Raw genomic sequence first — 21,873 nt, forward strand, 5'->3', positions numbered from 1 at the left:
GTCAATATTTTCTGATTACGCGCGTGCGGCAGCGCAACTACAAAAATCAATGCATTGCCCGAATCAGGCAAAAACGAACTTCTTGTCGAGCCGATATTTGACTATATAACCAATCACGAGGCCAATCACGCCGCCCGTAAAGCGAGCAGGCTCGGAATGATAGATCGCGTCCGCGCCGAATTCGAAGCCCCAGAAAATCGCCGTAGTTGCGAGCCCCATCACCGTGTACAGCAGAAAACTCTGTATGCCGTGCGATAGATCGCGATGCTGGTATCGAAAGATCCAGAGCTTGTCGAGTAAGAACTTCACCACCAGCCCGCCACCCGTTCCGACGACTACGGACAGCGGCACGCTGAACGCTCCCGAATAGGTGATCAGCGAGAGCTTCTGCAGACCGATATTCGCGGCGATCGAAACTGCCGCGAATATCGCGTAAAAAATCACGAGGCGCGACGCGCTCATGGGAGTTGCCGAGGAGTTCACGAAAGGCACACCAGGTCAGGAAGGTCGAACGAACATTCGCCGCGCCATGCGCTCGCTGGGCGGCGACGGTTGCCGTCGAGCACGGCAGACCCGTGGCGATGCATACAATGCATCACAACGAGAGCCGCTTGAACACGCGGCCAGGAACAGAGCGAATGATCAGCATGATGCCCCACCAGAACCACGGGGTATAAATGACATCCCTACCCTTTTCCACCGCGCGCACGATATCGCCCGCGACCTTGTCCGCGGTAGCAACAAGCGGTCCCGGCAAGGGAAGACCCGCTGTCATTGGCGTCGCGACAAAGCCAGGCTTGATCGTCAGCACATGCGCGCCCGCCTTGAACAGGCGCGCCCTCAGGCCCTCGCAAAACGCGGAGAGCGCTGCTTTTGCACTGCCGTACAGATAGTTCGACTGGCGACCGCGATCGCCGGCCACCGACGAAATGACCGCGATCGTGCCGCGCCGCTGCTGCTCGATCACAGTGGCAAAACGCGTCAGCAACGCGATGATCGATACGGCATTGGTATTGAACTCGCGGACCGCGACGTCGGCATCGTTCTGACAGGCCTGCTGGTCAGGCAGCGTTCCCGGCGCCACCAGCACGATGTCGAGCGCGCCGAACTCGGCCGAACAACGCTGCATCATGGCGGCATGTTCACCGATCTGATCGATGTCCAACTGCTGACACAGCACGTCTTGCGCACCACGTGCCTTGAGGTCGTCGGCAACCTGCTGGAGGCGCTCCATGTTGCGCGCGACGAGAAAGAACCGCACGCCCTGTTTAGCCCATTGCCGTGCACAGGCAATGGCGATCGCCGAAGTGGCGCCTACGATAACGATGTTTTTCATACTCGAGTGGTTCGTTCCCAAAAGCGTGACAGCAAAGCCGGATCACGCAGCGCTTCGACCTGTTCCCACTGCGGATAGGCAGCGCGAAAATCTTCCCCCGACATATGCGCGTCCTTGGCGGGATACAAACGGCCGCCGCTCTCGCGCACGATCGCATCCAGCCGGTCGAAAAGCTTGCGATTCGATTCCTCGCGCTGCGGGAAGTCGAGCGCGAGCGAGGTGCCTTCGAGCGGAAAAGACAGCAAGCCCGGCGATTTGATGGCGCCGCAGCGCTTCAGCACGGCAAGTATCGACCCCGTGCCGCTGCGGGCAATCGCGTCGAGAATGGCCCGCGTTGCCTCGCGCGCAACGGCCGCCGGGATCACGCATTGATACTGCTGGAAGCCCGAGCGGCCATAGATGCGATTCCATTCAAGCAGGCTGTCGAGCGGATAGAAGTACGAGTCGTAAGTGACCGTCGAGCGAACCGCGTCCGCGCGTTGCCGCCTGTAGTACAACTCGTTGAAGGCGCGCAGGGTCAGGCGGTTGAAAACGGGGATCGGCGACGTGAACGGCACCGTACGCGTCTTGCGGCGTTCGACGTCGAGCCCCCCCTCGGAGGCGTGATCGCCGACCATGAAAATGCCTCTGCCCAACGCGGCATCGCGGCTCTGACAGTCCACCCACGCCACGCTGTACTCATGCAGTTCGTCGAGCCGTTCGGACAGCGCGAAGAACTCGTCGAGGTTGGCAAAGCGGATACTGGTCACGTCGAGCCTGCTCGACCTGATCGGCATCAGCTGGATTTCAGCCCACGCGATCAGCCCGGTCATACCAAGGCCGCCGATCGTCGCGGTGAAGTACTCGGGGTGGAGGTCCGGCGTACATTCGAACTGCGTGCCGTCGCTTCGCAGCAAGCAGAAACGCCGCACATGCCGGCCAAACGTGCCGCGTACATGGTGATTCTTGCCGTGCACGTCGTTGGCGATCGCGCCGCCCAACGTCGCGTACTTCGTCCCCGGCGTGACGGGCAACATCCATCCACGCGGAATCGCCACGTCGAGAATCTGCTCGAGCGTCATGCCCGGTTCAGCGCGCAACACGCCGTTCTGCCAGTCGGCCAGAATCATCCGGTCCAGCGGCAGCGTCTGGACCACGTGCCCCGACGACGCGAGGCAACTGTCGCCGTAACTGCGCCCATTGCCGAAGGCAAGTGTCGTGCGCTGCGTGCCGCCGACACTTCGCCATATCGCCGCGGCCGTATCACGCCAGGCGATCGGATGGGACTCTTGCAGCGCGTACGGATAGCGCCCCCAGGACTGGACTTTCGACATGGCTAGATCGCCATCCAGAACACGGCACCGCATAGGGCCATGATCAGCCAGCTGCTCCGGTCCTTTGCCGCGAATATGATCGGGTCGTCATGCATGGAGCCGCGATGCGCGATGATCCACGTGCGGCTCACCCAGTAAAGCAGCAGAGGACAGGCCACCCAGATGTACTGTGGATGCCGATAGAGGCTCGCCGTATTGCCGTCCTGAATATAAAGCGCGAGAACCAGCACGGACAGATAGCCCGAGGCCGCGCCTAGTGACGAAATCAACGGCAGATCGCTCGCGACATAGCCGCGGCCGCGTGACTTCACGAGGCCGCGCTCCTTCAATGCGTGCAGTTCCGCATACCGCTTGACGAGCGCGAGGCTGAGAAAAATGAACATCGAAAACGCGAGCAGCCAGAACGTGAGCCGCGCATCGATCGCGGCGCTTCCGGCGATGATCCGTGTCGTATAGAGCAAGGCCAGCACCACCACGTCCATCATGACTCGCCGCTTCAGATGGAACGAATAGGCCAGCGTGAGTACGTAATATCCAAGCAAAACCAGCGCGAACTGATGAGGCAGGCAGAACCACGCGATCGCGCCGCCCACGACCAGCAGAACGGGACAGAGCGCCGCGCCCCAAACCAGCGGCAACGCGCCCGACGCAAGCGGGCGTTTGCGCTTGGTCGGATGATGCCGGTCGTCCTCGAGATCGAGCAGATCGTTCAACAGGTAGACGCTCGACGCACAGACACCGAAGGCAAAAAAAGCGAGGAGCGCGGCAATGACCAGCGCAGCGTCCGACAGTTGATGCGCCGCGAGCAGCGGAACGAAAATCAGCAGATTCTTCAGCCACTGATGCAGTCGCAACGACTTCGCCCACGTTCTCGGCCACGCGGAGCGTTGGTCGATGACGCGCTCGACGTTGCCCTGCTTGCGGGCCGCGCGCTCTACGCCACTCGACGGATTGATCACATAAGCACGCTCGGCCGCGGCCCAGACTGCGACATCGTCGTGCGAATTGCCCGCGTAGTCGAAGCCTTTCTCGCCGAACTCGGCCACGAGCCTGTCGCGCTTGCGATGCGCGGACAGATTGATGTCGCTTTGCGTGGCGAAGGTTTTGTCGAATAGCCCAAGATGATCGGCAATCGCCTTCGCGTAGCGTTCATGGCTAGCGGTCGCCAGCACGAGCGACCGCCCGGCGGCCCGTTCTTCCTTCAGCCACTCGATGACCGTGGCGTCGTAGGGCAGGACGGTGACGTCGATATCGGTCGCTTCGGCCAAGCGGGCTTTGAGCCCGGCTTTGCCCCCGCGCAGGAGCCACAGAAGCGGCTCGTAGAACCGATGGGGAGCGGATCGGGTGAAAGCAAATCCGCATTCAATCAGGACGTCCGAGCGAATCAGAGTTCCATCAAGATCGACGACGAGTGGTTTGCTGCTCATTCAGTGAACCGCCGCAGGGCAGAAAAGAGTGTGGAAGGCACATGCGCTGCCGTAGAAATTCGTTCCGGCGCGGCAGCGGGTCAAGTCGAACCACGAGAATCAAAATCCGGACCGCGTAAAGCGGCATCACGCTACCATCTCGCGCCCTCCCCTACAACCCGCTTCCAATTTATTTGTCAACTTATTGCCGACTGATTTAACAACCATGAGTCTGCAAAATTGTAATGAAGCAGAATAATCAGTGTACCGGGCTCGACCGCGCAGATAATACCAACATCTCGCATATAGGCCGAATTTGCGCAAACAAAAGGTGAATTAAACACTTTCGCAAGCTTTTCGGTGAAATAGAGAGAAAGAAAGTAACGACTCAGGAAGACAATACGTGTTCATACAGCGATTTATATGCGTTTCCCAACGCTGCCCCAGAAAATAGCCGCTCATATCGCTGCCGCGCCGCCGCTCCCATGCCGCACGCCAGTGCTTCATCCAGCGTCAGCCGGTTAATCGCGGCGATCAGCGGTTCGGGCGCCTCGGGCGGCACGACAAACCCCGTCACCCCATCCTCGTTGACGAACGACGTCCCGGACCCCACCTCACAGCACACCATCGGTTTGCCGAACATCGCGGCTTCGACCAGCACCATCCCGAACGCTTCGGAGCGCAAATGCGAGGGCAGCACCATCGCGCGACAGCCCTGGAGCAGCGCAACCTTTTCCTCATGCGTGACCTGCCCGGCAAACACGACGTTGGTCGCGCCATGCTGCCGCGCCAAGGCGGCGAGCCGCTCGCGCTCCGGCCCCGAGCCAGCGATGACGATTTTCGCCTGCACATGCCGGGCGGCCTCGACGAGCGTATGCAGTCCCTTGTAGTAGCGCAACACGCCGAGCGCCAGAAAATACGGTTCGCCCGGCGCCAGGCCGAGCCGGCTCTCGAGCTTGCGCCGCGCGTCGAGCGGCTGCGGCTCGTCGCGATAGTCGATGATGCCGAGCGGAATCGTCTTCAAACGCTCCTTCGACACGCACGCGGCAAGCGTCTCACTGGTCCGCGCATAGGCCGCCGACGTCGCGACCACCGCGGACATGCTGCGCAGCGTGCGCCGCATCAGCGGCCCATAGACGGCGCCGAGCAGCTTCTGCCGCACGATGTCGGAGTGGTAAGTCATCACCGTCGGTTTGCTGGTGCGTCCGAGCAGATGCAATACGTCGGCGAACGGCCACGGAAAGTGGAAATGCACGACGTCGGCCCAGTCGGCCAGCTCGCGATACCTGATCACCGAGCACGGCCCGCCGAGATCGCACGATGCCGGCGCCGCCCACGATTTCTCGCGGATCACCTGCCCTTCCGGGCGTTCGACGACGGTCGGCGTCGGGCTCGGCGACAGCGTCAGAATGCGCGGTTCGACGCCGCGCTCGCGCGTCGCTAGCGCAATCTGGCGGATCGCTTCCTGCAGGCCGCCGGGCGGGTCCGGGAAGTACGTGCGGTACACATGAACGACCCTCACGTGCGCACCTCAGCGCCGTGTGGCCGCGAGCTGCCGCCGCCCGCCTGCGGGAAGTGGAAGGTGACCGCCAGCATCTTGTCCAGCCGCGCTTCCCACGTGTTCTCGCCAACCGCCGCGCGCGCTTCCTCCGCCCTGAGCTTGCCGCGTGCAAGCTGCTTCTCGATCGCCGCGATGAACGCGTCGGCATCGCTGCCCACTTCGAGCCCCGCGCGCGGTTCCTTCGCGAAATCGAGCGGCGTCGATACGACCGGCAGACCGGCCGCGAGATATTCGTAGAACTTCATCGGAAACATCGAGTGCGTGTATTCGTTGATCAGCGTCGGCAACACACCGACCCGCATGCCGCGCAAATACTGTGGCAGCACGCGATACGGCCGGTAGCCGAGCAGATGCACGTTCGGCAGACGCTTGAGCTGCGCGAGCAGGTCGCTGCGCTGCCCTTCGCGCTCCTCGCCGATGATCACCCATTGCCACTGCGGCCGCGCCTGCGCGGTTTGCAGCAGCAACGGCAGATCGACCTTGAAGTCCGACAGCACGCCGTGATACACGAGCCGCGGCTCGTCGATCGCGGCGAGCTCGGCGGGCAGCGGGCCGTCCGCGCGCGCCGCGCCGAAGTGCGCTTCATCGACGACGTTGCCGAAGAAATGCGTATTGGGGTTAAACGGCAGGCACACGTCCTTCAGCGACTGCGCAGTCGTGAATACCGCCTCGCAGCGCCCGAGCAGGTCCTGCTGGGCATTGCGGAACGCGTCGACGTCGACGCCCGGAATCGCCGCGATATCGTCGACGCAGTGGTAGACCAGGGTCCCGCGCGGCAGCGTCGCGATCGCATCGAGCATGTACGGGTGGTACGTCCACACGACCGGCTTGACGTAGCGATGCGACCTCGCGAAGCGGTTCACCGAAAAACGCAGCATCGCCTGATTCAGCGAGCGCACGAACGGCAGATGATGCCCGGCCGGCACCATCAGCGGCGACAGCACCCAGATATTGTCGGCGCGGCGCGGCGGGCCGAGCACGAGCGACTGCACGCCGCGCCACAGACGTCGCCACAGGCGCGACCAGTCGCGGCCGCTCGCCACTTTCGGCGAGCGGAAGCCAACGCTTTCCACATACAGAATCCGCCAGCCGCGCGCGGCGAGGATGCTCGCCGTGTGCTGCTTGTTGGTCCAGTACGGCTCGTCCCAGTCGGCGGTCGAAAACAGCACGCAGTCTTGCGGGGCAAGCACGGGGTTCTTGCCGTCAGCCAACGAACACCTCGACCGGTCGGCCGCGCAGGCTGTCGACGATGCGTCGTGAGGCCAGTCCGTCGCCGTACGGATTCGCGCGATCGCGCAGCGCCGCGCGCCGCGCGGGATCGTCGAGCCAGCCGATCACCGCGCTTTCGATGCTCGCCGCACTTTGGCCCGCGAGCGTCGCGAAACCCGCGTCGACGCCTTCGCGGCGCTCGGTGTGATTGCGCATCACGACGACCGGCACGCCGAAGGTTGGCGCTTCTTCCTGGATGCCGCCCGAATCGCTGACCACGACGGCGCTGCCGCTGATCAGATAAAGGCTCGTCGGATAGTCGACCGGCTCGATCAGCGCGAGATTCGGGATGCCATCGAGCTCGCGATGCACGGGCCCGCGCACGGCCGGGTTCAGATGCACGGGGAACACCCAGCGGTAATCGCTATAGCGCTGACACAGATCGCGCAGCACGCGGCAGATATCCTGCAGCACGTCGCCGAAATTCTCGCGCCGATGGCACGTGACGAGCACGTGCTGCTGCTGCGCGCCATGCCATGCGGGCAGCGGACTCGCCGGCGGCGTCACGCTCCAGCTCGCGCGCACTTCGCCGATCGCATCGACGACCGTGTTGCCGGTCACGACGATCTTCTCTGGCGCGACGCCTTCGCTGAGCAGGCTGTCGCGCGCGCGCGAGGTCGGCGCGAAATGCAGCGTCGCGATGCGGCCGAGCAGGCTGCGGTTCGCTTCCTCGGGAAACGGACTCGCCAGATCGCCGGTGCGCAGCCCCGCCTCGACGTGACCGACGCGGATGCCGCGCTGGAATGCCGCGAAGCCCGCGCAGAACGCGGTCGTCGTGTCGCCCTGCACGATCACCCAATCGGGACGTGTTTCGTCGAGCGCGCGATCGAGCGCGGCGATCAGGCGCGACGCGAGCGCATTCAGCGATTGACCCGGGTGCATCGTTTCGAGCGTGATGTCCGGTTCGATGCCGAAGAATTCGAGCGCCTGCGCGGCCATGTCCCTGTGCTGCCCGCTCGCGCAGACGATCGTGTCGAACTCGCTGCGCAGCGCTCGCACGAGCGGTGCGAGCTTGATGACCTCGGGCCGCGTGCCCATCACCACCATGACTTTCATTGCAGTGCTTTCCCCGTCTCGACCTTGGTATGAGCGCCCCGGAACTCGACGCCGAGCGCGAGCGGCGTCGTGTCGGCGAAGGGCGTGACGACGCGAAAGGCGCCGTCGTGTTCGACGATCTGCGCGAGCGAGCGCAAGCGCAGGAAATCGAGCGCGGCTTCCTCGTGCAGGAACAGCGGCCGTTGGGCCTTGCCGCGCATGTACGTGATCAACTGCTCGTGCGCGTCGATGCGCGCCGCCTCGTCGGTCCAGCCGTACGCGTAGCGCTCGGAGAACGGATGGTCGAGATAGCCGAACAGCGTGTTGGTCGCGTACGCGGTGTCGAAGGCCTGCTTGAAGATCGCGAGCGGATCGCCCTCTTTCAGCATGCAGTCGCCGTGCAGCATGCACTGTTGGCTGTGACCGACGAAGCCCGCCGGCAAGCCGGCCAACGCGCCGCCGCGTGCGCTCAGAAACTCCGGATCGTTGCGGATGATGCCGCCGATGCAGCCCGCGTAGCCCGCGTCGATCAGGCCGCGCATCGCGTACGGCGGCGACTGGTGAAACGGCGACACCGCGTAGCGCACCGGCACGCCGGTCGCGCGTTCGAGCAGTTCGGCCGATTGCACGCCTTCCGCGATCGCGGTGTCGTAGCTGCCGCCCCAGTTCGGCGAGTGCGTCGCCGTGTGCGACAGCACCGCGCCCTGCTGCCGGTCGGCGAGCAGTTCGCGCAGGATGTCGTGCTGGCCGCCGCGTTGCAGGTTCTGCGTATGCACGGCGAGCGTGAACGGCACGCCGAGACGCCGGTACGCGTGCCACAACGGGCGCGCCGATTCGACGTCCTCGTCGCAATCGAGCCGCGACGTGATCGCCGCGTCGTAACCCCACGGGAGTTCGCTCAGCACCGGCTGACACGGCAGCGCATCAGCCCGGTAGCCCGACAGAAACTGCTCGACGAGGCGCCATTCGAACGAATCGCACGGGCCGACCGGCCGGTTGAACCACAGCACGGCCGATGCGCCCGCATCCCACAGCGCCGCGTACGCGAACTGTCGCTCGCCGTTCACGACGACCGCGGCCAGCTCCGCTTCGGCCGGAACTTCGGGCGCCTGCGCGAGCGCCCAGATCGAACCGTCGGCGCGAATCGCGCCGTAGCCGAGGTTGTTCCATTCGTCGGCGAAATCGAAGCGCTCGAACGGGCGATGCCATGGCGCGCCGCCGAGTGCTTGCGCGAGCGCGCCGTAGCGCACCGCCGCCGCGCTTTCGCGCGACTCGCCCGAAGGCGCCGTTGCACTGCGGCTCGCTTGCGAGAGGTCGGCGGGCAACGCCGCGGGCCGATAACGCAGATAGTGCGCGAGCGCGATCGGCATATGGCCGAACACGATCAGCTTGCGCGGCCGCGCCTGCACGAACGCGATCAGGTCGGCGCTCCACGCATCGGGCGCGTCGACCGCGACCATGACGTCGGGCGCGATCTCGTGCAGCATGTTGCGCGTGATCGCCTGGGCCTGGGTCACGCTGACCGAGCGCCGCAGCGCCGCCAGCACGTATTGGCCGGCGTCGGCGCGGGCGTCGGGATACGCGACGCCGATCATGCACTCACCACGTGACGGAATTTGGCGCGACTGCCCACGCGCACGAAATCGTCGTGACCGACGTAGGCGATCGTGAACGCGTCCTGCCAGAAGTGGCGCAGCTTCGCGGTGGTTTCCTCCGCGTTCGCGTGCGGTTCGAGCACGATGCGCAAAGTGGGCGGCGTCGTGCGCAGATCGATCTGGAATTCCTGGATGCCGCCGACGCGGTGATCGAGCATGTCCTGGATGTGGTGCGTCGGATGCGCGACGCCGTTGATCGGCACGACGTCGTGAATCCGGCCGACCACGTCGGTCAGGAAAAAGCCCTTCTCCGTCTTCTGCACGCGCGCGAGGTCGCCGGTCGTGTAGCGGATCAAGGGCATCAGCCGGTTGCGGAACCCGGTGAACACGAGCTCGTGCGCGCCGTCGGGGTTGTCCGGCGCAACGCGGCTTTCCGGCCAGCCTTCCGATTCGAGGATCTGGAAGCCGCCTTCGTGACCGTCGAGCTCATAGGCCATCACACCGAGCTCGGCGAGGCCGTAGCGGTCGATCACGCGACAGCGCAACGCCTTCGCGATCATCTCGCGCGCATGCGGCTCGAGCAGCTCGCCACTCGACTCGAACACCTGGAACGCGTTGCCGCCGCCGTACTTGCGCTCGACATAGCAGGCGAGCGCGTACATCGTCGACGGATGCGAGTGCGCGAGATATGGGCGGCGGCGCTTCAGCGTGCGCCACATTTCCTCGAGGCCGTGATCGTCGATGCGGTCGAAGAAGACATTGCTGCGATTCATCGCGAAGCATTTGAAGTCTTCGCGCGACGGCCACTCGGGCACGACCTGATCCGGGAAACGGCACGCGAAGTGCAACTCCGAGCGATGGCGCAGCTTGCCGATCCGCTCGCGGCAATAGTTGGTGACCGCCGACGAATAATCGGCGCCTTCCTGGTCGTAGTAAATCGTCGTGGAGAGGCCGGTCGAGCCGCCGGTCTTGCACGCGTGGTGCTTGCCGGCCTCGAGCGGTCCCGACAGGAGACGCGGACCCTGCTCGCGGATGATGTCCTTGGTCAGATACGGCAGTTCTTCGAGGTAGCGCGGGTCGTTCCTGACCTTGGCGGGATCGAACTGCTTCGCCTGGAACAGGTCGCGATAGTAAGGCACCTTCGCGCCGGCGAATTCGAGCGTGGCGACGAGCCGTTCGAGCGCGATGCGGCGGCGATGCGGCATCGGCAGCGAATAGTGCTCGCGCAGCTCGCGGATTTTCGGGCGCACGTTGCGCTTTTCGGCGTTCTCCGCAATCGGATACGCGATATAGCCGCCCGCGAAACCCTTCAGCGTGCGAAACGGCTGACGCACCAGCAGGGATTCGGAGTAGCGCAGAAACGGGTGATTAGCTCGCATCAAATTCGAACCTTGTTACGCCTCGGGATTGGCCACGAGGGTGTTGCTGAACTGCGGGACTGGCTTGCGCCGGGGCGCGGTTTAGCCGATGAGCCGATGGATTTGCCTGCTGCCGTCGCGCCGCGCGTCGGCGCACATGCGGCGCAGGCGCAGCATGCGCCGCGCCGGTCGCGCGCCGGCGTGCTCAGTGCGGCAACTGCGCGGTGTGGCTGATGAGCGGCTCGTCGGATTTTTCCGACGGCAGCACGGGTTCGTCGGCGACCATCTTGCCGTGTTCCATCGAGATCTTGCGGGTGCACGCGCGCGCGACCAGCGACGGATCGTGCGACGCCACCACCAGCAGCGCCGCCTTGCCGACGAGGCCTTCCAGACGCTCGGCCGCCTTCACGCTGAACTCGGCGTCGCCCACGCTCAGCCATTCGTCCATGATCAGGATGTCGGCTTCGACGCTCGTCGAGATCGCGAACGCGAGGCGCAGCATCATCCCGCTCGAATAGGTGCGCACCGGCAGATTCAGGTAGTCGCCCAGTTCGCTGAAGTCGGCGATCTCGTCGATCTTGCTGCGGATGCGCGCGGGCTTCAGCCCGTCGAGAATGCCGCGCAGATAGATGTTTTCGAAGCCGGTCGCGTCGGGGTCGAGGCCCATCGACACGTCGAGCAGCGACGCGATCTTGCCCCGCACCTTCAGCTCGCCGCGCACCGGCGCATAGACGCCCGACAGCGTGCGCAACAGCGTCGTCTTGCCCGAGCCGTTGTGGCCGATCAGGCCGATGCGCTCGCCTTCGCTGAAGGTGAAGCTCAGGTCGTCGATCGCGCGGACGATCGCATGGCGACCCGCGTCCTGGCCGATCCGGCCGCCCGTCGTCAAATTGAGCACCGCCTTTTTCAGCGAGCGATGCGAGTTCTCGTAAATCGGAAATTCGACGGAGATGTTACGAGCGACAATCGATGAAGAACTCACAATATCAAAGCCAGTAAGGAACGCGATTACGGAAACGCTTCATCAGGATCTGCGCGAACGCAAAGCCGACGATCAAGAGACCAATCGACCACGCCCACGACTCCCAGTGGGTCGGGCGGCCGGTGAGCGGCGCGCGCACCGTTTCGATCAGGTGATAGAGCGGGTTGTATTCGGCGACCCACGCGCGGTCCTTCAGGATTTCCGGCGACCACATGACCGGCGTGAAGAAGAACACGACCTGGATCAGGTTCGTGACGATCGGCGGAATGTCGCGAAAGCGTGCGCACAGCACGCCGAGCGTGACGCCGAGCCACACGCCGTGCAGCAGCAGGACCACGAGCGCGAACGGCACCAGCACGATTTCCCAGCCCGGCCAGTGACCGAACACGAACAGCAGCACGACGACGACCGGCAGGCTATGCAGCAGGATCACGAAGTTGCGCCACGCGATGCGGCATACGTGGACCGTCAGCGGCAGCCTGATCTGCTTGATCAGATAGGCCGAGCCGATGAAGGCCATGCAGCCCTCGTTGGCGACCGACGCCAGATACGCCCACACGACGAGACCCACCGCCAGATACGGCAGATAGTCGGAGAGTTCCTGGTGCAGCAGCGTCGAGTACAACGCGCCGAGCACGACCACCAAGATGATCGTGCTGAGCGTGAACCAGAACGGCCCGAGCACCGAGCGGCGATAACGCTGCCGGATGTCGTGCCAGCCGAGCGTGCCCCAGACCCGCACCGCTTTCATGCCGACCAGCAGGTCGTCGCGCTCGTTGTGACGTGTCAGGTCTTCCGAGTCGTTGGTAAAACTGATATCCATCTCAAGTACGTCCGTAAATGTCTTCGAAGCGAACGATATCGTCTTCGCCCAGATATTCGCCGCTTTGCACTTCGATCATCACGAGCTCGACGACGCCCGGATTTTCGAGGCGATGTTTGTGACCCGCCGGGATATAGGTCGACTCGTTGGTCGACACGAAGAACTCTTTTTCGCCGTTGACGACCTTCGCCATGCCGCTCACCACGACCCAATGCTCGTTGCGGTGATGATGCATCTGCAGGCTCAGGCTCGCGCCCGGCTTCACCTCGATGCGCTTGATCTTGAAGCGCGGCCCCTCTTCGAGCACCGAGTACGTGCCCCACGGCCGATGCACGGTGCGATGCACCTTGTACGTCTCATGGCCGCGCGACTTCAGCTCCGCGAAAATCTGCTTCACGTCCTGCGCGCGATCCCGGTGCGCGACGAGCAGCGCATCGGGCGTGTCGATCACGATCAGGTTGTCGACGCCGACCGCGCCGATCAGGCGCCCGTCGCTGCGCAGATACGAGTTCTTCACGTCGACGAGCAGCGCCTCGCCTTCGACGCGGTTGCCGCTCGCATCGGCCGGCGACAGATCGGACAGCGCGGTCCACGAGCCGACGTCGGTCCAGCCGAGGTTGCAGCACACGACCGCCGCGTGCTCGCACTTCTCCATTACCGCGTAGTCGAACGACAGCTCCGGCACCGCGCCGAAGCAGCCCGGCTCGAGACGCACCTGCGCGCCGCTCTTGCCTTCGGCGGACGGCGACTTGTCCATGCATTCGGCCGCGGCATCGAGAATGTCGGGACAATGCTCGCGCATTTCCTTCAGGATCGTGCCCGCGGTGAAGCAGAACATGCCCGAGTTCCACACGAACTTGCCCGACGCCAGATACTCGCGGGCCTTCTCCACCGACGGCTTCTCGACGAAGCGCACGACCCGCTCGCCATCGGCTTCGATATAGCCGTAGCCGGTTTCGGGCGTATCCGGATGCATGCCGAAGGTGACCACGTTGCCGGCCTGCGCAAGCGTCTGCGCACGCGCGACCGCCGCGGCGAACGCGGTTTGATCCGCGATCAGGTGATCCGCGGCGAGCACCAGCATCACGGTGTCTGCGCCATGCGCCTTCGCCGTGTGCAAGGCCGCCGTGGCAACCGCCGCGGCCGTGTTGCGGCCGAACGGTTCGAGAATGAACGAGGTCGCGACGTTCTTGCCGTTCACCTCGCGGAAATCGTCTTCGGTCTTGAAGAACAGCTCACGGTTGGTTACCGTGAGCACTTCCTTCACGCCGGGCAACGCGACCGCGCGCAGGAACGCTTTCTGCAGCAGGCTTTCGCCGTCCGCGAGACGGATGAACGGCTTTGGGTGCGATTCCCGCGAGACCGGCCAGAGCCGCGATCCCGCTCCGCCGCACAGAATGATCGGTAACAAACTCACAGCTCCCTCTCGATACCGTATTTTTTACGTGGCCATACTGGCTTGCGCGCGGTCGACGCAGACGTTTGCAATCTACTGCGCATAGAACGTTAAATCCGCGCCTCGAACGCCCTCGCGTCGAGCGACATTCTACCGCCGCACCCTTTCACCATTGTCAGGCAACAATCGTTTCGATCGGTCCCAGACCACGACGGCATCATGGCGAGCGGCGTGCGCGGCAGGACATCCGATGCGAGTGTTTCCTTCGCCGCACCGGTGCTCGCGAGCCCTGCGTCGAAACCGCGACTCAGGTGCGCGCCGCCGGCGACTTTGGAAAACCGTCCGTCAGACACAGCTTCAACGCGTCGCGCCAATGCGGCGCGGCGAGCCCGAACACGCGCGCCAGCTTGTCGTTCGACATTCTGGAATTGGCTGGGCGCTTCGCGGGCGTCGGGTAATCCGCGGCCGGAATCGGCAGCGTGTTCGGCCTGTTCGGCAAATCCGCGAGTTCAAAGATCGCCGACGCGAAACCGTGCCACGACGTCGAGTCGCCCGCGCACAGGTGAAAGATGCCCGAACGCTCGTCCCACCACTTCGCGCCGTCTTCGGTGGCGAAGGACTGCGCGCACAGATGCGCGCTCAGCGTCGCGATCGTGTTGCACCAGGTGGGCGCGCCGAACTGGTCGGCCACCACCTTCAGCTCCGGACGATCGGCGCCGAGTCGCAACATCGTCAGCAGAAAGTTCTTGCCGCGCGTGCCGTACACCCAGCTCGTGCGCAATACGAGGTGATTCACGCCGCTCGCCGCGATTGCCTGCTCGCCCGCGAGCTTGCTGCGGCCGTAGACGTTCTGCGGATCGGTTGGATCGTCTTCGACGTACGCGCCTTCTTTCGTGCCGTTGAACACGTAGTCGGTCGAATAGTGGATCAGCGCGGCGCCGAGCTTTTTCGCTTCCTCGGCGAGCACGCCCGGTGCTTCGCCGTTGATGCGCATTGCCAGGTCGCGTTCTTCTTCGGCCTTGTCCACCGCCGTATAAGCGGCCGGATTGACGATCAGCGCGGGACGCAGGTCGCGCACCACCGCGCGAATCTGATCGAGGTTCGACAGATCGAGCCGCGAGCGGTCGACCGCGACCACGTTGCCGAGCCCTTGCAGCGTGCGCGCGAGCTCATAGCCGAGCTGGCCATTTACGCCGGTGACGAGAATCGTCCGTTTCGCGTCGTGTGCGCTCATGCGATCCCCTTATGCGTAGACTTCGGCGTCGGCGAGACGCTTGCCCGCCGCATCCTTGGCCGCGAGCAGCGGCTCGACGTCGACCGGCCATTCGATTCCGATCGCCGGATCGTTCCACACGATGCTGCGCTCGTGCTCTGGGAACCAATAATCCGTGGTCTTGTAGAGGAACTGCGCGGACTCCGACAGCACGACGAAGCCGTGCGCGAAACCGGGCGGCACCCACAGCTGCCGATGGTTCTCGACCGACAGCGTCACGCCGACCCACTTGCCGAAGTTCGGCGAGCTCTTGCGGATGTCGACGGCGACGTCGAACACCTCGCCCTCGACCACGCGCACAAGCTTGCCCTGCGCATGCTGGATCTGATAGTGCAGACCGCGCAGCACACCCTTGGCCGAACGCGAGTGATTGTCCTGCACGAACTCGACGCCCGGCTCGACCTTCTCGGCGAATTCGAGCGCATTGAAGCTTTCGAAAAAGAAGCCGCGCGCATCGCCGAACACCTTCGGCTCGATGATCTTGACTTCGGGCAGCGAGGTTGCGGTTACCTGGATGGCCATGCGACGTGATCCGTGAGAATGTTTTGCAGGTATTGCCCGTAGGCATTCTTCGCGAGCGGTTTGGCGAGCGCGAGCAACTGCTCGCCGTCGATCCACTGACGCCGGTACGCGATCTCTTCCGGACACGCGACCACCAGACCCTGGCGCTTTTGCAGCGTTGCGATGAAGGTCGCGGCTTCGATCAGCGAATCGTGCGTGCCGGTGTCGAGCCACGCATAACCGCGGCCCATGATCTCGACGTTGAGCGCCGCGTTCGCGAGGTAGCGCGAGTTCACGTCGGTGATTTCGAGCTCGCCGCGCGGCGACGGCTTGATGTCCGCGGCGATGTCGCAGACCTCCTTGTCGTAGAAGTACAGACCCGTGACCGCGTAGTTCGAACGCGGCCTGGCGGGCTTTTCCTCGATCGACAACGCGCGGAACTGCTGGTCGAATTCGACCACGCCGTAGCGTTCCGGGTCCTGCACGTGATACGCGAACACGGTGGCGCCGTCGGTCTGATCGTCGGCGCGTTCGAGTTGCTTCGCGAGATCGTGGCCGTAGAAGATGTTGTCGCCGAGAATCAACGCCGACGGATCATTGTTCACGAACTCGCGGCCGATGATGAAGGCCTGCGCGAGTCCATCCGGCGACGGCTGCACCGCGTACTGGATGTTCATGCCCCACTGGCTGCCGTCACCGAGCATCGCCTCGAAGCGCGGCGTGTCCTGCGGCGTGGAGATGATCAGCACGTCGCGAATACCCGCCACCATCAGCGTGGACAGCGGGTAGTAGATCATCGGCTTGTCGTACACCGGCAGCAGCTGCTTGGAGACGACGTGCGTGATCGGATACAGGCGGGTGCCCGAGCCGCCCGCGAGAATAATGCCTTTGCGCGCCATTGCCGTGCCTTTACGCGCGCTGCGCGTAGTTGGTCTCGACCCACTTCCGGTATTCGCCCGAAGCGACTTCGTCGACCCATTGCTGGTTGTCGAGATACCACTGGACCGTTTTGGCGAGCCCCGTCTCGAACGTTTCCGCCGGCTTCCAGCCGAGTTCGCGCTCGAGCTTGCGCGCGTCGATCGCGTAACGGCGGTCGTGACCCGGACGATCTTTCACATAGGTGATCTGGTCGCGATACGAGCCGGCCGCCTTCGGGCGCTGCTGGTCGAGCAGGTCGCACAGCGTGTGCACGACCTCGAGATTCTTCTTCTCGTTCCAGCCGCCGACGTTGTACGTCTCGCCCGGCGTGCCGCGCGCGAGCACTTCACGGATCGCGCTGCAGTGGTCGCCGACGTACAGCCAGTCGCGCACGTTCTGCCCGTCGCCATACACGGGCAGCGGCTTGCCGCCGAGCGCGTTGGCGATCATCAGCGGAATCAGCTTCTCGGGGAACTGGTACGGGCCGTAGTTGTTCGAGCAGTTGGTGGTCAGCACCGGCAGGCCGTACGTGTGGTGGTAGGCGCGCACGAGGTGATCCGAACCGGCCTTGGTCGCCGAATAGGGGCTATTCGGCGCATAAGGCGTAGTTTCGGAGAACTGCGGATCGGTTGCCGACAGCGAGCCGAACACTTCGTCGGTCGACACGTGCAGGAAGCGAAACGCGGCGCGCTCCGCAACGCCCAGCGTATTCCAGTAGCTGCGCGTCGCTTCGAGCAGCGTGAAGGTGCCGACGACGTTGGTTTGCACGAAATCGGCCGGACCGTGGATCGAGCGATCCACATGGCTCTCGGCCGCGAAATGCAGCACGGCGCGCGGCTTGTGCTCGGCCAATAGCGAATCGAGCGCGGCGCGATCGCAAATGTCGACGCGCGCGAAAATGTGTTTGGGATTGCCCTGTAGCGACTTCAGCGTCCCCAGGTTGCCGGCGTAGGTCAGTTTGTCTACGTTGAGCACCGCTTCGTCCGACGCATTCAGCCAGTCGAGCACGAAATTAGCGCCGATAAAGCCGGCACCGCCCGTTACCAGGATCATGTAATTCCCTTGTCGATGTTAGTGACAGGCGGCGAAGAGCTTGCGACCTGTTCACCCCGCGTGGGTGTCCGTTTCTCTGGTCGTCCGTCGCGTTCCCCGGAGAGTGGACACTCAGACGCCAATTTTATGAACCCCCAATTATAAAGCCGCCGAGTGCAAAAACTAGAACCCTAACAACTTGAAACAGCTTGACAGAATTCGTTGCCGTGGGTCTGGAAAAAGGGGCTTTTTCGGTGCGGTTACGCGCATTTTGGCGCCTGTGATGATGTGCACCACATACTGTGCGGCGCGGCGCGGAAAGAGTGGAAAATGAAGAAGAACGGCGAAAGCGTCATGAAAGGCCGCAAACGCGGCCCTTCGGTGCAGACCGTCAGGCGGTTGCTCGCGCGAGCGCGCTCAGGCCGCGAGCATCCAGCGCAGCGTATCGATGAAAGGGATCGACTCGACCGCCGGCACCAGCGAGTGCAATTTGGCGGGCGAACCGGCAAGCATCTTGACGTCCGTTTGCCGGACAAAGGCGGGATTGACCCGGACTTCGATGTCGTGACCGGTGAGTTCGCTCGCGGTCGTGAGGATTTCACGCAACGAATACGGCGCGCCGGTGCAGACGTTGACGATTTCGGCGGCGACATTGGAGTCGAGCAACGCCTCGTACGCGCTCGCCACATAACGCACGTCAGAGAAGTCGCGCGCGATGTCGATATTGCCGAGTTCGATCGATGCCGCGCGCCGCGCGAAGTGGCTGACGATCTTCGGCACGAGGAAGTTCACCGCCTGGCCGCGGCCGGTGTAGTTGAACGGCCGCACGATCAGGATCGGCAGGCGGTCGAACCATGTGCGCACCAGCGCTTCCATGGCCGCTTTGCTGGCCGCGTAATGATTGACCGGCATAAGCGGGAAGCTCTCGTCGATCGCGGCGCTGCTGACGTTGCCGTACACGTTCGCGCTGCTTGCGATCAGCAGCTTGCGCGGCACATGGCCAATCGCGGCACAGGCTTCGAGCAGGTTCTGCGTGCCGATCACGTTGACGCGATAAAAGTCGAGCGGATCGTTGTGCCCCACGAAGCTGATCGCGGCCAGATGCACGATGAAATCGGGCCGCACGGTGTCGAGCACGCGCCGGCAGTCTTCCGGTGAGGTGATGTCGAGTTTGACGCGTGCCGGCGTGTCGGGCTCGTCGCGGCCGGACACCGCTTCGATCACGGTATGGCCGCGCCCGGTCAGCTTCTCGACCAGATAGCGGCCGGTAAAACCGTTCGCACCGGTGACGAGCGTGCGAAATGATTGCTTCGCCGCGGAAGACGACATGCTGGCTTCGTTCACGAGAGAGTCATCCTGTTGTTGTATTGGAATCGCGCGCGGTCCATGCGTGGCTGCCGCCGTGCCGTGTTACGGCGGTGTTCCACCCGCGTCCCGCAACGTGATCGCGCGATACCCGAACCCCAAACGGGCTATTATGTCACGCTATCTTGCTGCTCTGCCCAGCGTGGCACGCGTCGTGCAGCACCGCGCGTATCGAATCGCCTTGATTTCCTCGATGACACCCCTCAACGCTTCCAGTACCTCCGCTCCCCTCGTCCCTCTTGCTTTCGGCGATCTGCAAGGCTGCCGCGCACCGTTTCAGCGACTGCTCGCCAAAGCCGCGCCGCCGGACGGCACACCGCTGTGGTTCGCCGGCGATCTGATCAACCGCGGCCCCGACTCGCTCGACACCTTGCGCGACGTGATCGCGTTCGGCGAGCGCGCGGTGCCGGTGCTCGGCAATCACGATCTGCATCTGCTGTCGGTGTCGGCGGGGATTCGCAAGTCGAAGAAAGGCGACACGATCGAAGAGATCCTCGCCGCGCCCGATGCCGCCGATCTGCTCGAGTGGATACGCCACCGCCCGCTCGCGCATTTCGACAACGGCATGCTGATGGTGCATGCGGGCGTGCTGCCGCAATGGGATGCGACGCTGACGCTCGAACTCGCCGACGAGTTGCAACGCGCGCTGCGTGCGCCGAACTGGAAAGAGACGCTTGCCGGCTTGTACGGCAATGAACCGAACCGCTGGAAGCCGGGCCTGAAGGGTATCGAGCGGCTGCGCGTCACGTGCAGCGCGTTGACGCGCATGCGCTTTTGCAGCGCCGATGGCGTGATGGATTTCAGCAGCAGCGGCACGCTCGCATCCACGCCGAGCGGCTGCATGCCGTGGTTCGACGTGCCGTCGCGCCAGACCGCCGACGTGACCGTCGTGTTCGGTCATTGGGCCGCGCTCGGCCTGATGTTGCGCGACAACCTGATCGGCCTCGACTCGGGTTGCGTGTGGGGGCAGAAGCTGTCGGCGGTACGGCTCGCGAAAAACCCGGCTGAGCGGACGTTGACGCAAGTCGATTGCGATTCGCGCGGCGTGCCGCGCGGGGGCAACTAAACCTAGAAACGGCAGTTGAAGGTTTGAAATCAGGCGCCAAGGCAATGCGGGCAACGGTCTTCGGAAGTCTGGCAAACTCACCCGATGGGTGAAAAGACAGACCGGGATATTGCGGCGGCACCGGACGCCGAACCGATGATTGTCGACACGATGGGCGGGCGCATGCACGTGCATTGGGACGAGGCCGCGCACGCGACGCCAAACGGCCAGCTGGTGTTCTTTGCCGAGTTTCTCGCGACCGCCGGCGTGTTCGATGCGTGGGTCGATGCTTGTCCGCTCGTGCATCGCGGCGGCAATACGTCGGACAAACGTGACGTGCTGGGCACGCTGGTGCTCGCGGTCCTTGCTGGCCACCGCCGCTATGCTCACGTGACGGCACTGCGCGGTGACGCGGTAGCGGCGCAGGCGCTGGGTATGAAGCGCACCGTCAGCGAGGACACCGTGCGACGCTCGCTGTTGCAGATCGATGCGGTGGCCAGCGAGGCGTGGATGCGCCCGGCGCTGATGAACAGCGTACGCGAGGCGCTCGCGACGCCGTGGATCATGGACATCGACGCGAGCATCAAGCCGCTGTACGGACGTCAGGAAGGCGCGGAACTGGGCTACAACCCGCACAAGCCGGGGCGTCCGAGCCACGTGCTGCACACCTTCTGGGTCAGCACCCTGCGGCTGGTGCTGGACGTGCAGGTGAGCCCGGGCAACCAGCATGCGTCGCTGCACGCCAGGGAGGGGCTCGGTCGACTGCTCGACGAACTGGATGGGTGTCGCCCGGTGCTGGTACGAGGCGACTGCGGCTATGGAAACGAAGGTGTTCTGGCCGTGCTGGAGCAACGGGCGCAGCCCTACCTGCTTCGTTTGCGCCAGACCAGGAATGCGAAGCGTCTGATTACCCGGCTGGCGGGGCGCAGCAGCTGGGGGCAGGCGGATGCCCAGGGATGCCAGGCGATCGAAAGCGAACTGCGGCTGGACGGCTGGTCGCGCACACGCCGCGTGGTCGTCGTGCGCCGCCGGATTCGTGACGACGTGGTGAACGCGCCGCGCAAGGATCAGCAACAGCTTCGGCTGCCGATCGCCGACGTGGCGGTGCTCGACGCCCATCAGATGTGGGAGTACACGATCCTCGTCACCAACGCACCGTATCCGCTGGACTCGATCGCGCAGTTGTACCGCGACCGCGGCGATTGCGAGAACGGCTTCGACGAACTGAAGAACCAGTGGGGCCTGGGCGGCTTCACGACGCAGGACATCACGCGCTGCCAGACGACGGCCCGGATCGGCGCGCTGGTCTACAACTGGTGGTCGTGGTACTGCCGCGCCGCTCATCCGCAAGGTCGGCTCGAAGCGGTGACGAGCCGGCCGCTGCTGCTGGCCGCCGTCGGTACGAGCGCCAGCCACGCTGGCGGCACCCGGCTCTATCTCACGCCGTTGCATGCGATGACGCAGACCATCCGTGCGCTGGTGGGCAATATCCGCAAGGCACTGCAGCATGTCAGACAGCTCGCGGAGCAATCACCGAAACTCGATCGCTGGCGCGCGCTGCTGCGCTACATCTGCGCACAGATCGTCCCTTCGAAATTGCCTCGGATTACTCATGATCTGCTTGTTGCCTCGGGGTGATCGCCGTTTTTAGGCTAAACAGAAGAC

The 21,873-nt window shown here is 64.0% G+C and carries 19 protein-coding genes; 2 read left to right on the forward strand and 17 right to left on the reverse strand.

Translation table 11 applies throughout. From position 1 onward, the window contains the following. Positions 1–63: 63 nt before the first annotated feature. The 17 genes from OKW39_RS08170 to OKW39_RS08250 all read right to left on the reverse strand — a co-directional run bounded on the left by OKW39_RS08170 (position 64) and on the right by OKW39_RS08250 (position 19,127). On the reverse strand, positions 64–462 hold the full coding sequence (locus tag OKW39_RS08170) for a GtrA family protein (RefSeq protein WP_184038521.1): 399 nt from the start codon (positions 460–462) through the stop codon (positions 64–66). Between the two features lie 133 nt (positions 463–595). Beyond that, entirely contained in the window at positions 596–1,336 is a 741-nt protein-coding gene (locus OKW39_RS08175; protein WP_429562402.1) for an SDR family oxidoreductase, read from the reverse strand. Continuing rightward, the gene (locus OKW39_RS08180; RefSeq protein ID WP_429335849.1) at positions 1,333–2,649 is read right to left on the reverse strand and encodes an FAD-binding oxidoreductase; all 1,317 of its coding nucleotides are present in this window, start codon (positions 2,647–2,649) and stop codon (positions 1,333–1,335) included. Before OKW39_RS08180 ends, OKW39_RS08175 begins: the two co-directional genes overlap by 4 nt. 2 nt (positions 2,650–2,651) lie before the next feature. Then, complete coding sequence (locus tag OKW39_RS08185; protein ID WP_090803302.1) at positions 2,652–4,076, reverse strand: UbiA family prenyltransferase; 1,425 nt, start codon at positions 4,074–4,076, stop codon at positions 2,652–2,654. A 367-nt stretch (positions 4,077–4,443) separates the two neighbouring features. Then, positions 4,444–5,577 (reverse strand): glycosyltransferase, encoded by a 1,134-nt coding sequence (locus OKW39_RS08190; protein WP_429562403.1) that lies wholly within the window; start codon positions 5,575–5,577, stop codon positions 4,444–4,446. Continuing rightward, positions 5,574–6,827, reverse strand: a complete 1,254-nt coding sequence (locus tag OKW39_RS08195; RefSeq protein ID WP_429562404.1) for a glycosyltransferase — start codon at positions 6,825–6,827, stop codon at positions 5,574–5,576. The genes OKW39_RS08190 and OKW39_RS08195 overlap by 4 nt, the downstream gene beginning before the upstream one ends. Then, positions 6,820–7,941 carry a non-hydrolyzing UDP-N-acetylglucosamine 2-epimerase gene (wecB, locus tag OKW39_RS08200; RefSeq protein WP_187615931.1) on the reverse strand — a complete coding sequence of 374 codons (1,122 nt, stop codon included), beginning with the start codon at positions 7,939–7,941 and terminating at the stop codon, positions 6,820–6,822. Before wecB ends, OKW39_RS08195 begins: the two co-directional genes overlap by 8 nt. Further along, on the reverse strand, positions 7,938–9,515 hold the full coding sequence (locus OKW39_RS08205) for a polysaccharide deacetylase (protein ID WP_429562405.1): 1,578 nt from the start codon (positions 9,513–9,515) through the stop codon (positions 7,938–7,940). The genes wecB and OKW39_RS08205 overlap by 4 nt, the downstream gene beginning before the upstream one ends. Then, entirely contained in the window at positions 9,512–10,894 is a 1,383-nt protein-coding gene (locus OKW39_RS08210; protein WP_429562406.1) for a phenylacetate--CoA ligase family protein, read from the reverse strand. The genes OKW39_RS08205 and OKW39_RS08210 overlap by 4 nt, the downstream gene beginning before the upstream one ends. Positions 10,895–11,078: 184 nt before the next feature. Then, positions 11,079–11,855, reverse strand: a complete 777-nt coding sequence (locus OKW39_RS08215) for an ABC transporter ATP-binding protein (protein ID WP_090803291.1) — start codon at positions 11,853–11,855, stop codon at positions 11,079–11,081. A gap of 4 nt (positions 11,856–11,859) precedes the next feature. Continuing rightward, positions 11,860–12,678, reverse strand: coding sequence for an ABC transporter permease (locus tag OKW39_RS08220; protein WP_090803289.1), 819 nt, complete (start codon positions 12,676–12,678; stop codon positions 11,860–11,862). A gap of 1 nt (position 12,679) precedes the next feature. Continuing rightward, a complete protein-coding gene (locus OKW39_RS08225; RefSeq protein ID WP_090803287.1) occupies positions 12,680–14,095 on the reverse strand; it encodes a mannose-1-phosphate guanylyltransferase/mannose-6-phosphate isomerase in 1,416 nt (471 codons plus the stop codon). 286 nt (positions 14,096–14,381) lie between these two features. Beyond that, positions 14,382–15,308, reverse strand: coding sequence for a dTDP-4-dehydrorhamnose reductase (gene rfbD, locus OKW39_RS08230; RefSeq protein WP_429562407.1), 927 nt, complete (start codon positions 15,306–15,308; stop codon positions 14,382–14,384). A 9-nt stretch (positions 15,309–15,317) separates the two neighbouring features. Further along, positions 15,318–15,869 carry a dTDP-4-dehydrorhamnose 3,5-epimerase gene (gene rfbC, locus OKW39_RS08235; protein ID WP_429562408.1) on the reverse strand — a complete coding sequence of 184 codons (552 nt, stop codon included), beginning with the start codon at positions 15,867–15,869 and terminating at the stop codon, positions 15,318–15,320. Beyond that, on the reverse strand, positions 15,854–16,747 hold the full coding sequence (gene rfbA / locus OKW39_RS08240; protein ID WP_429562409.1) for a glucose-1-phosphate thymidylyltransferase RfbA: 894 nt from the start codon (positions 16,745–16,747) through the stop codon (positions 15,854–15,856). Before rfbA ends, rfbC begins: the two co-directional genes overlap by 16 nt. Before the next feature lie 10 nt (positions 16,748–16,757). After that, positions 16,758–17,819: a dTDP-glucose 4,6-dehydratase gene (gene rfbB / locus OKW39_RS08245; protein WP_090803281.1), complete on the reverse strand. Its 1,062-nt coding sequence runs from the start codon at positions 17,817–17,819 to the stop codon at positions 16,758–16,760. Between the two features lie 396 nt (positions 17,820–18,215). Continuing rightward, positions 18,216–19,127, reverse strand: coding sequence for a GDP-mannose 4,6-dehydratase (locus OKW39_RS08250; RefSeq protein WP_429562410.1), 912 nt, complete (start codon positions 19,125–19,127; stop codon positions 18,216–18,218). A 229-nt stretch (positions 19,128–19,356) separates the two neighbouring features. On the opposite strand from OKW39_RS08250, the gene OKW39_RS08255 reads away from it, so the two are divergent. Continuing rightward, positions 19,357–20,229, forward strand: coding sequence for a symmetrical bis(5'-nucleosyl)-tetraphosphatase (locus tag OKW39_RS08255; protein ID WP_429362243.1), 873 nt, complete (start codon positions 19,357–19,359; stop codon positions 20,227–20,229). Between the two features lie 84 nt (positions 20,230–20,313). Then, positions 20,314–21,846 carry a transposase gene (locus OKW39_RS08260; protein ID WP_429562411.1) on the forward strand — a complete coding sequence of 511 codons (1,533 nt, stop codon included), beginning with the start codon at positions 20,314–20,316 and terminating at the stop codon, positions 21,844–21,846. The last annotated feature ends 27 nt before the right edge of the window (positions 21,847–21,873 follow it).

This window comes from Paraburkholderia sp. MM6662-R1 (assembly GCF_050436245.1).
GTDB classification, from domain to species: domain Bacteria; phylum Pseudomonadota; class Gammaproteobacteria; order Burkholderiales; family Burkholderiaceae; genus Paraburkholderia; species Paraburkholderia tuberum.

What these genes read in the sequence shown, in the direction of transcription:
- OKW39_RS08170 (WP_184038521.1), bottom strand. Translation starts at nt 462, where the DNA reads ATGAGCGCGTCGCGCCTCGTGATTTTTTACGCGATATTCGCGGCAGTT.
- OKW39_RS08175 (WP_429562402.1), bottom strand. Translation starts at nt 1,336, where the DNA reads ATGAAAAACATCGTTATCGTAGGCGCCACTTCGGCGATCGCCATTGCC.
- OKW39_RS08180 (WP_429335849.1), bottom strand. Translation starts at nt 2,649, where the DNA reads ATGTCGAAAGTCCAGTCCTGGGGGCGCTATCCGTACGCGCTGCAAGAG.
- OKW39_RS08185 (WP_090803302.1), bottom strand. Translation starts at nt 4,076, where the DNA reads ATGAGCAGCAAACCACTCGTCGTCGATCTTGATGGAACTCTGATTCGC.
- wecB (WP_187615931.1), bottom strand. Translation starts at nt 7,941, where the DNA reads ATGAAAGTCATGGTGGTGATGGGCACGCGGCCCGAGGTCATCAAGCTC.
- OKW39_RS08205 (WP_429562405.1), bottom strand. Translation starts at nt 9,515, where the DNA reads ATGATCGGCGTCGCGTATCCCGACGCCCGCGCCGACGCCGGCCAATAC.
- OKW39_RS08210 (WP_429562406.1), bottom strand. Translation starts at nt 10,894, where the DNA reads ATGCGAGCTAATCACCCGTTTCTGCGCTACTCCGAATCCCTGCTGGTG.
- OKW39_RS08220 (WP_090803289.1), bottom strand. Translation starts at nt 12,678, where the DNA reads ATGGATATCAGTTTTACCAACGACTCGGAAGACCTGACACGTCACAAC.
- rfbD (WP_429562407.1), bottom strand. Translation starts at nt 15,308, where the DNA reads ATGAGCGCACACGACGCGAAACGGACGATTCTCGTCACCGGCGTAAAT.
- rfbC (WP_429562408.1), bottom strand. Translation starts at nt 15,869, where the DNA reads ATGGCCATCCAGGTAACCGCAACCTCGCTGCCCGAAGTCAAGATCATC.
- rfbA (WP_429562409.1), bottom strand. Translation starts at nt 16,747, where the DNA reads ATGGCGCGCAAAGGCATTATTCTCGCGGGCGGCTCGGGCACCCGCCTG.
- rfbB (WP_090803281.1), bottom strand. Translation starts at nt 17,819, where the DNA reads ATGATCCTGGTAACGGGCGGTGCCGGCTTTATCGGCGCTAATTTCGTG.
- OKW39_RS08250 (WP_429562410.1), bottom strand. Translation starts at nt 19,127, where the DNA reads ATGTCGTCTTCCGCGGCGAAGCAATCATTTCGCACGCTCGTCACCGGT.
- OKW39_RS08255 (WP_429362243.1), top strand. Translation starts at nt 19,357, where the DNA reads ATGACACCCCTCAACGCTTCCAGTACCTCCGCTCCCCTCGTCCCTCTT.
- OKW39_RS08260 (WP_429562411.1), top strand. Translation starts at nt 20,314, where the DNA reads ATGGGTGAAAAGACAGACCGGGATATTGCGGCGGCACCGGACGCCGAA.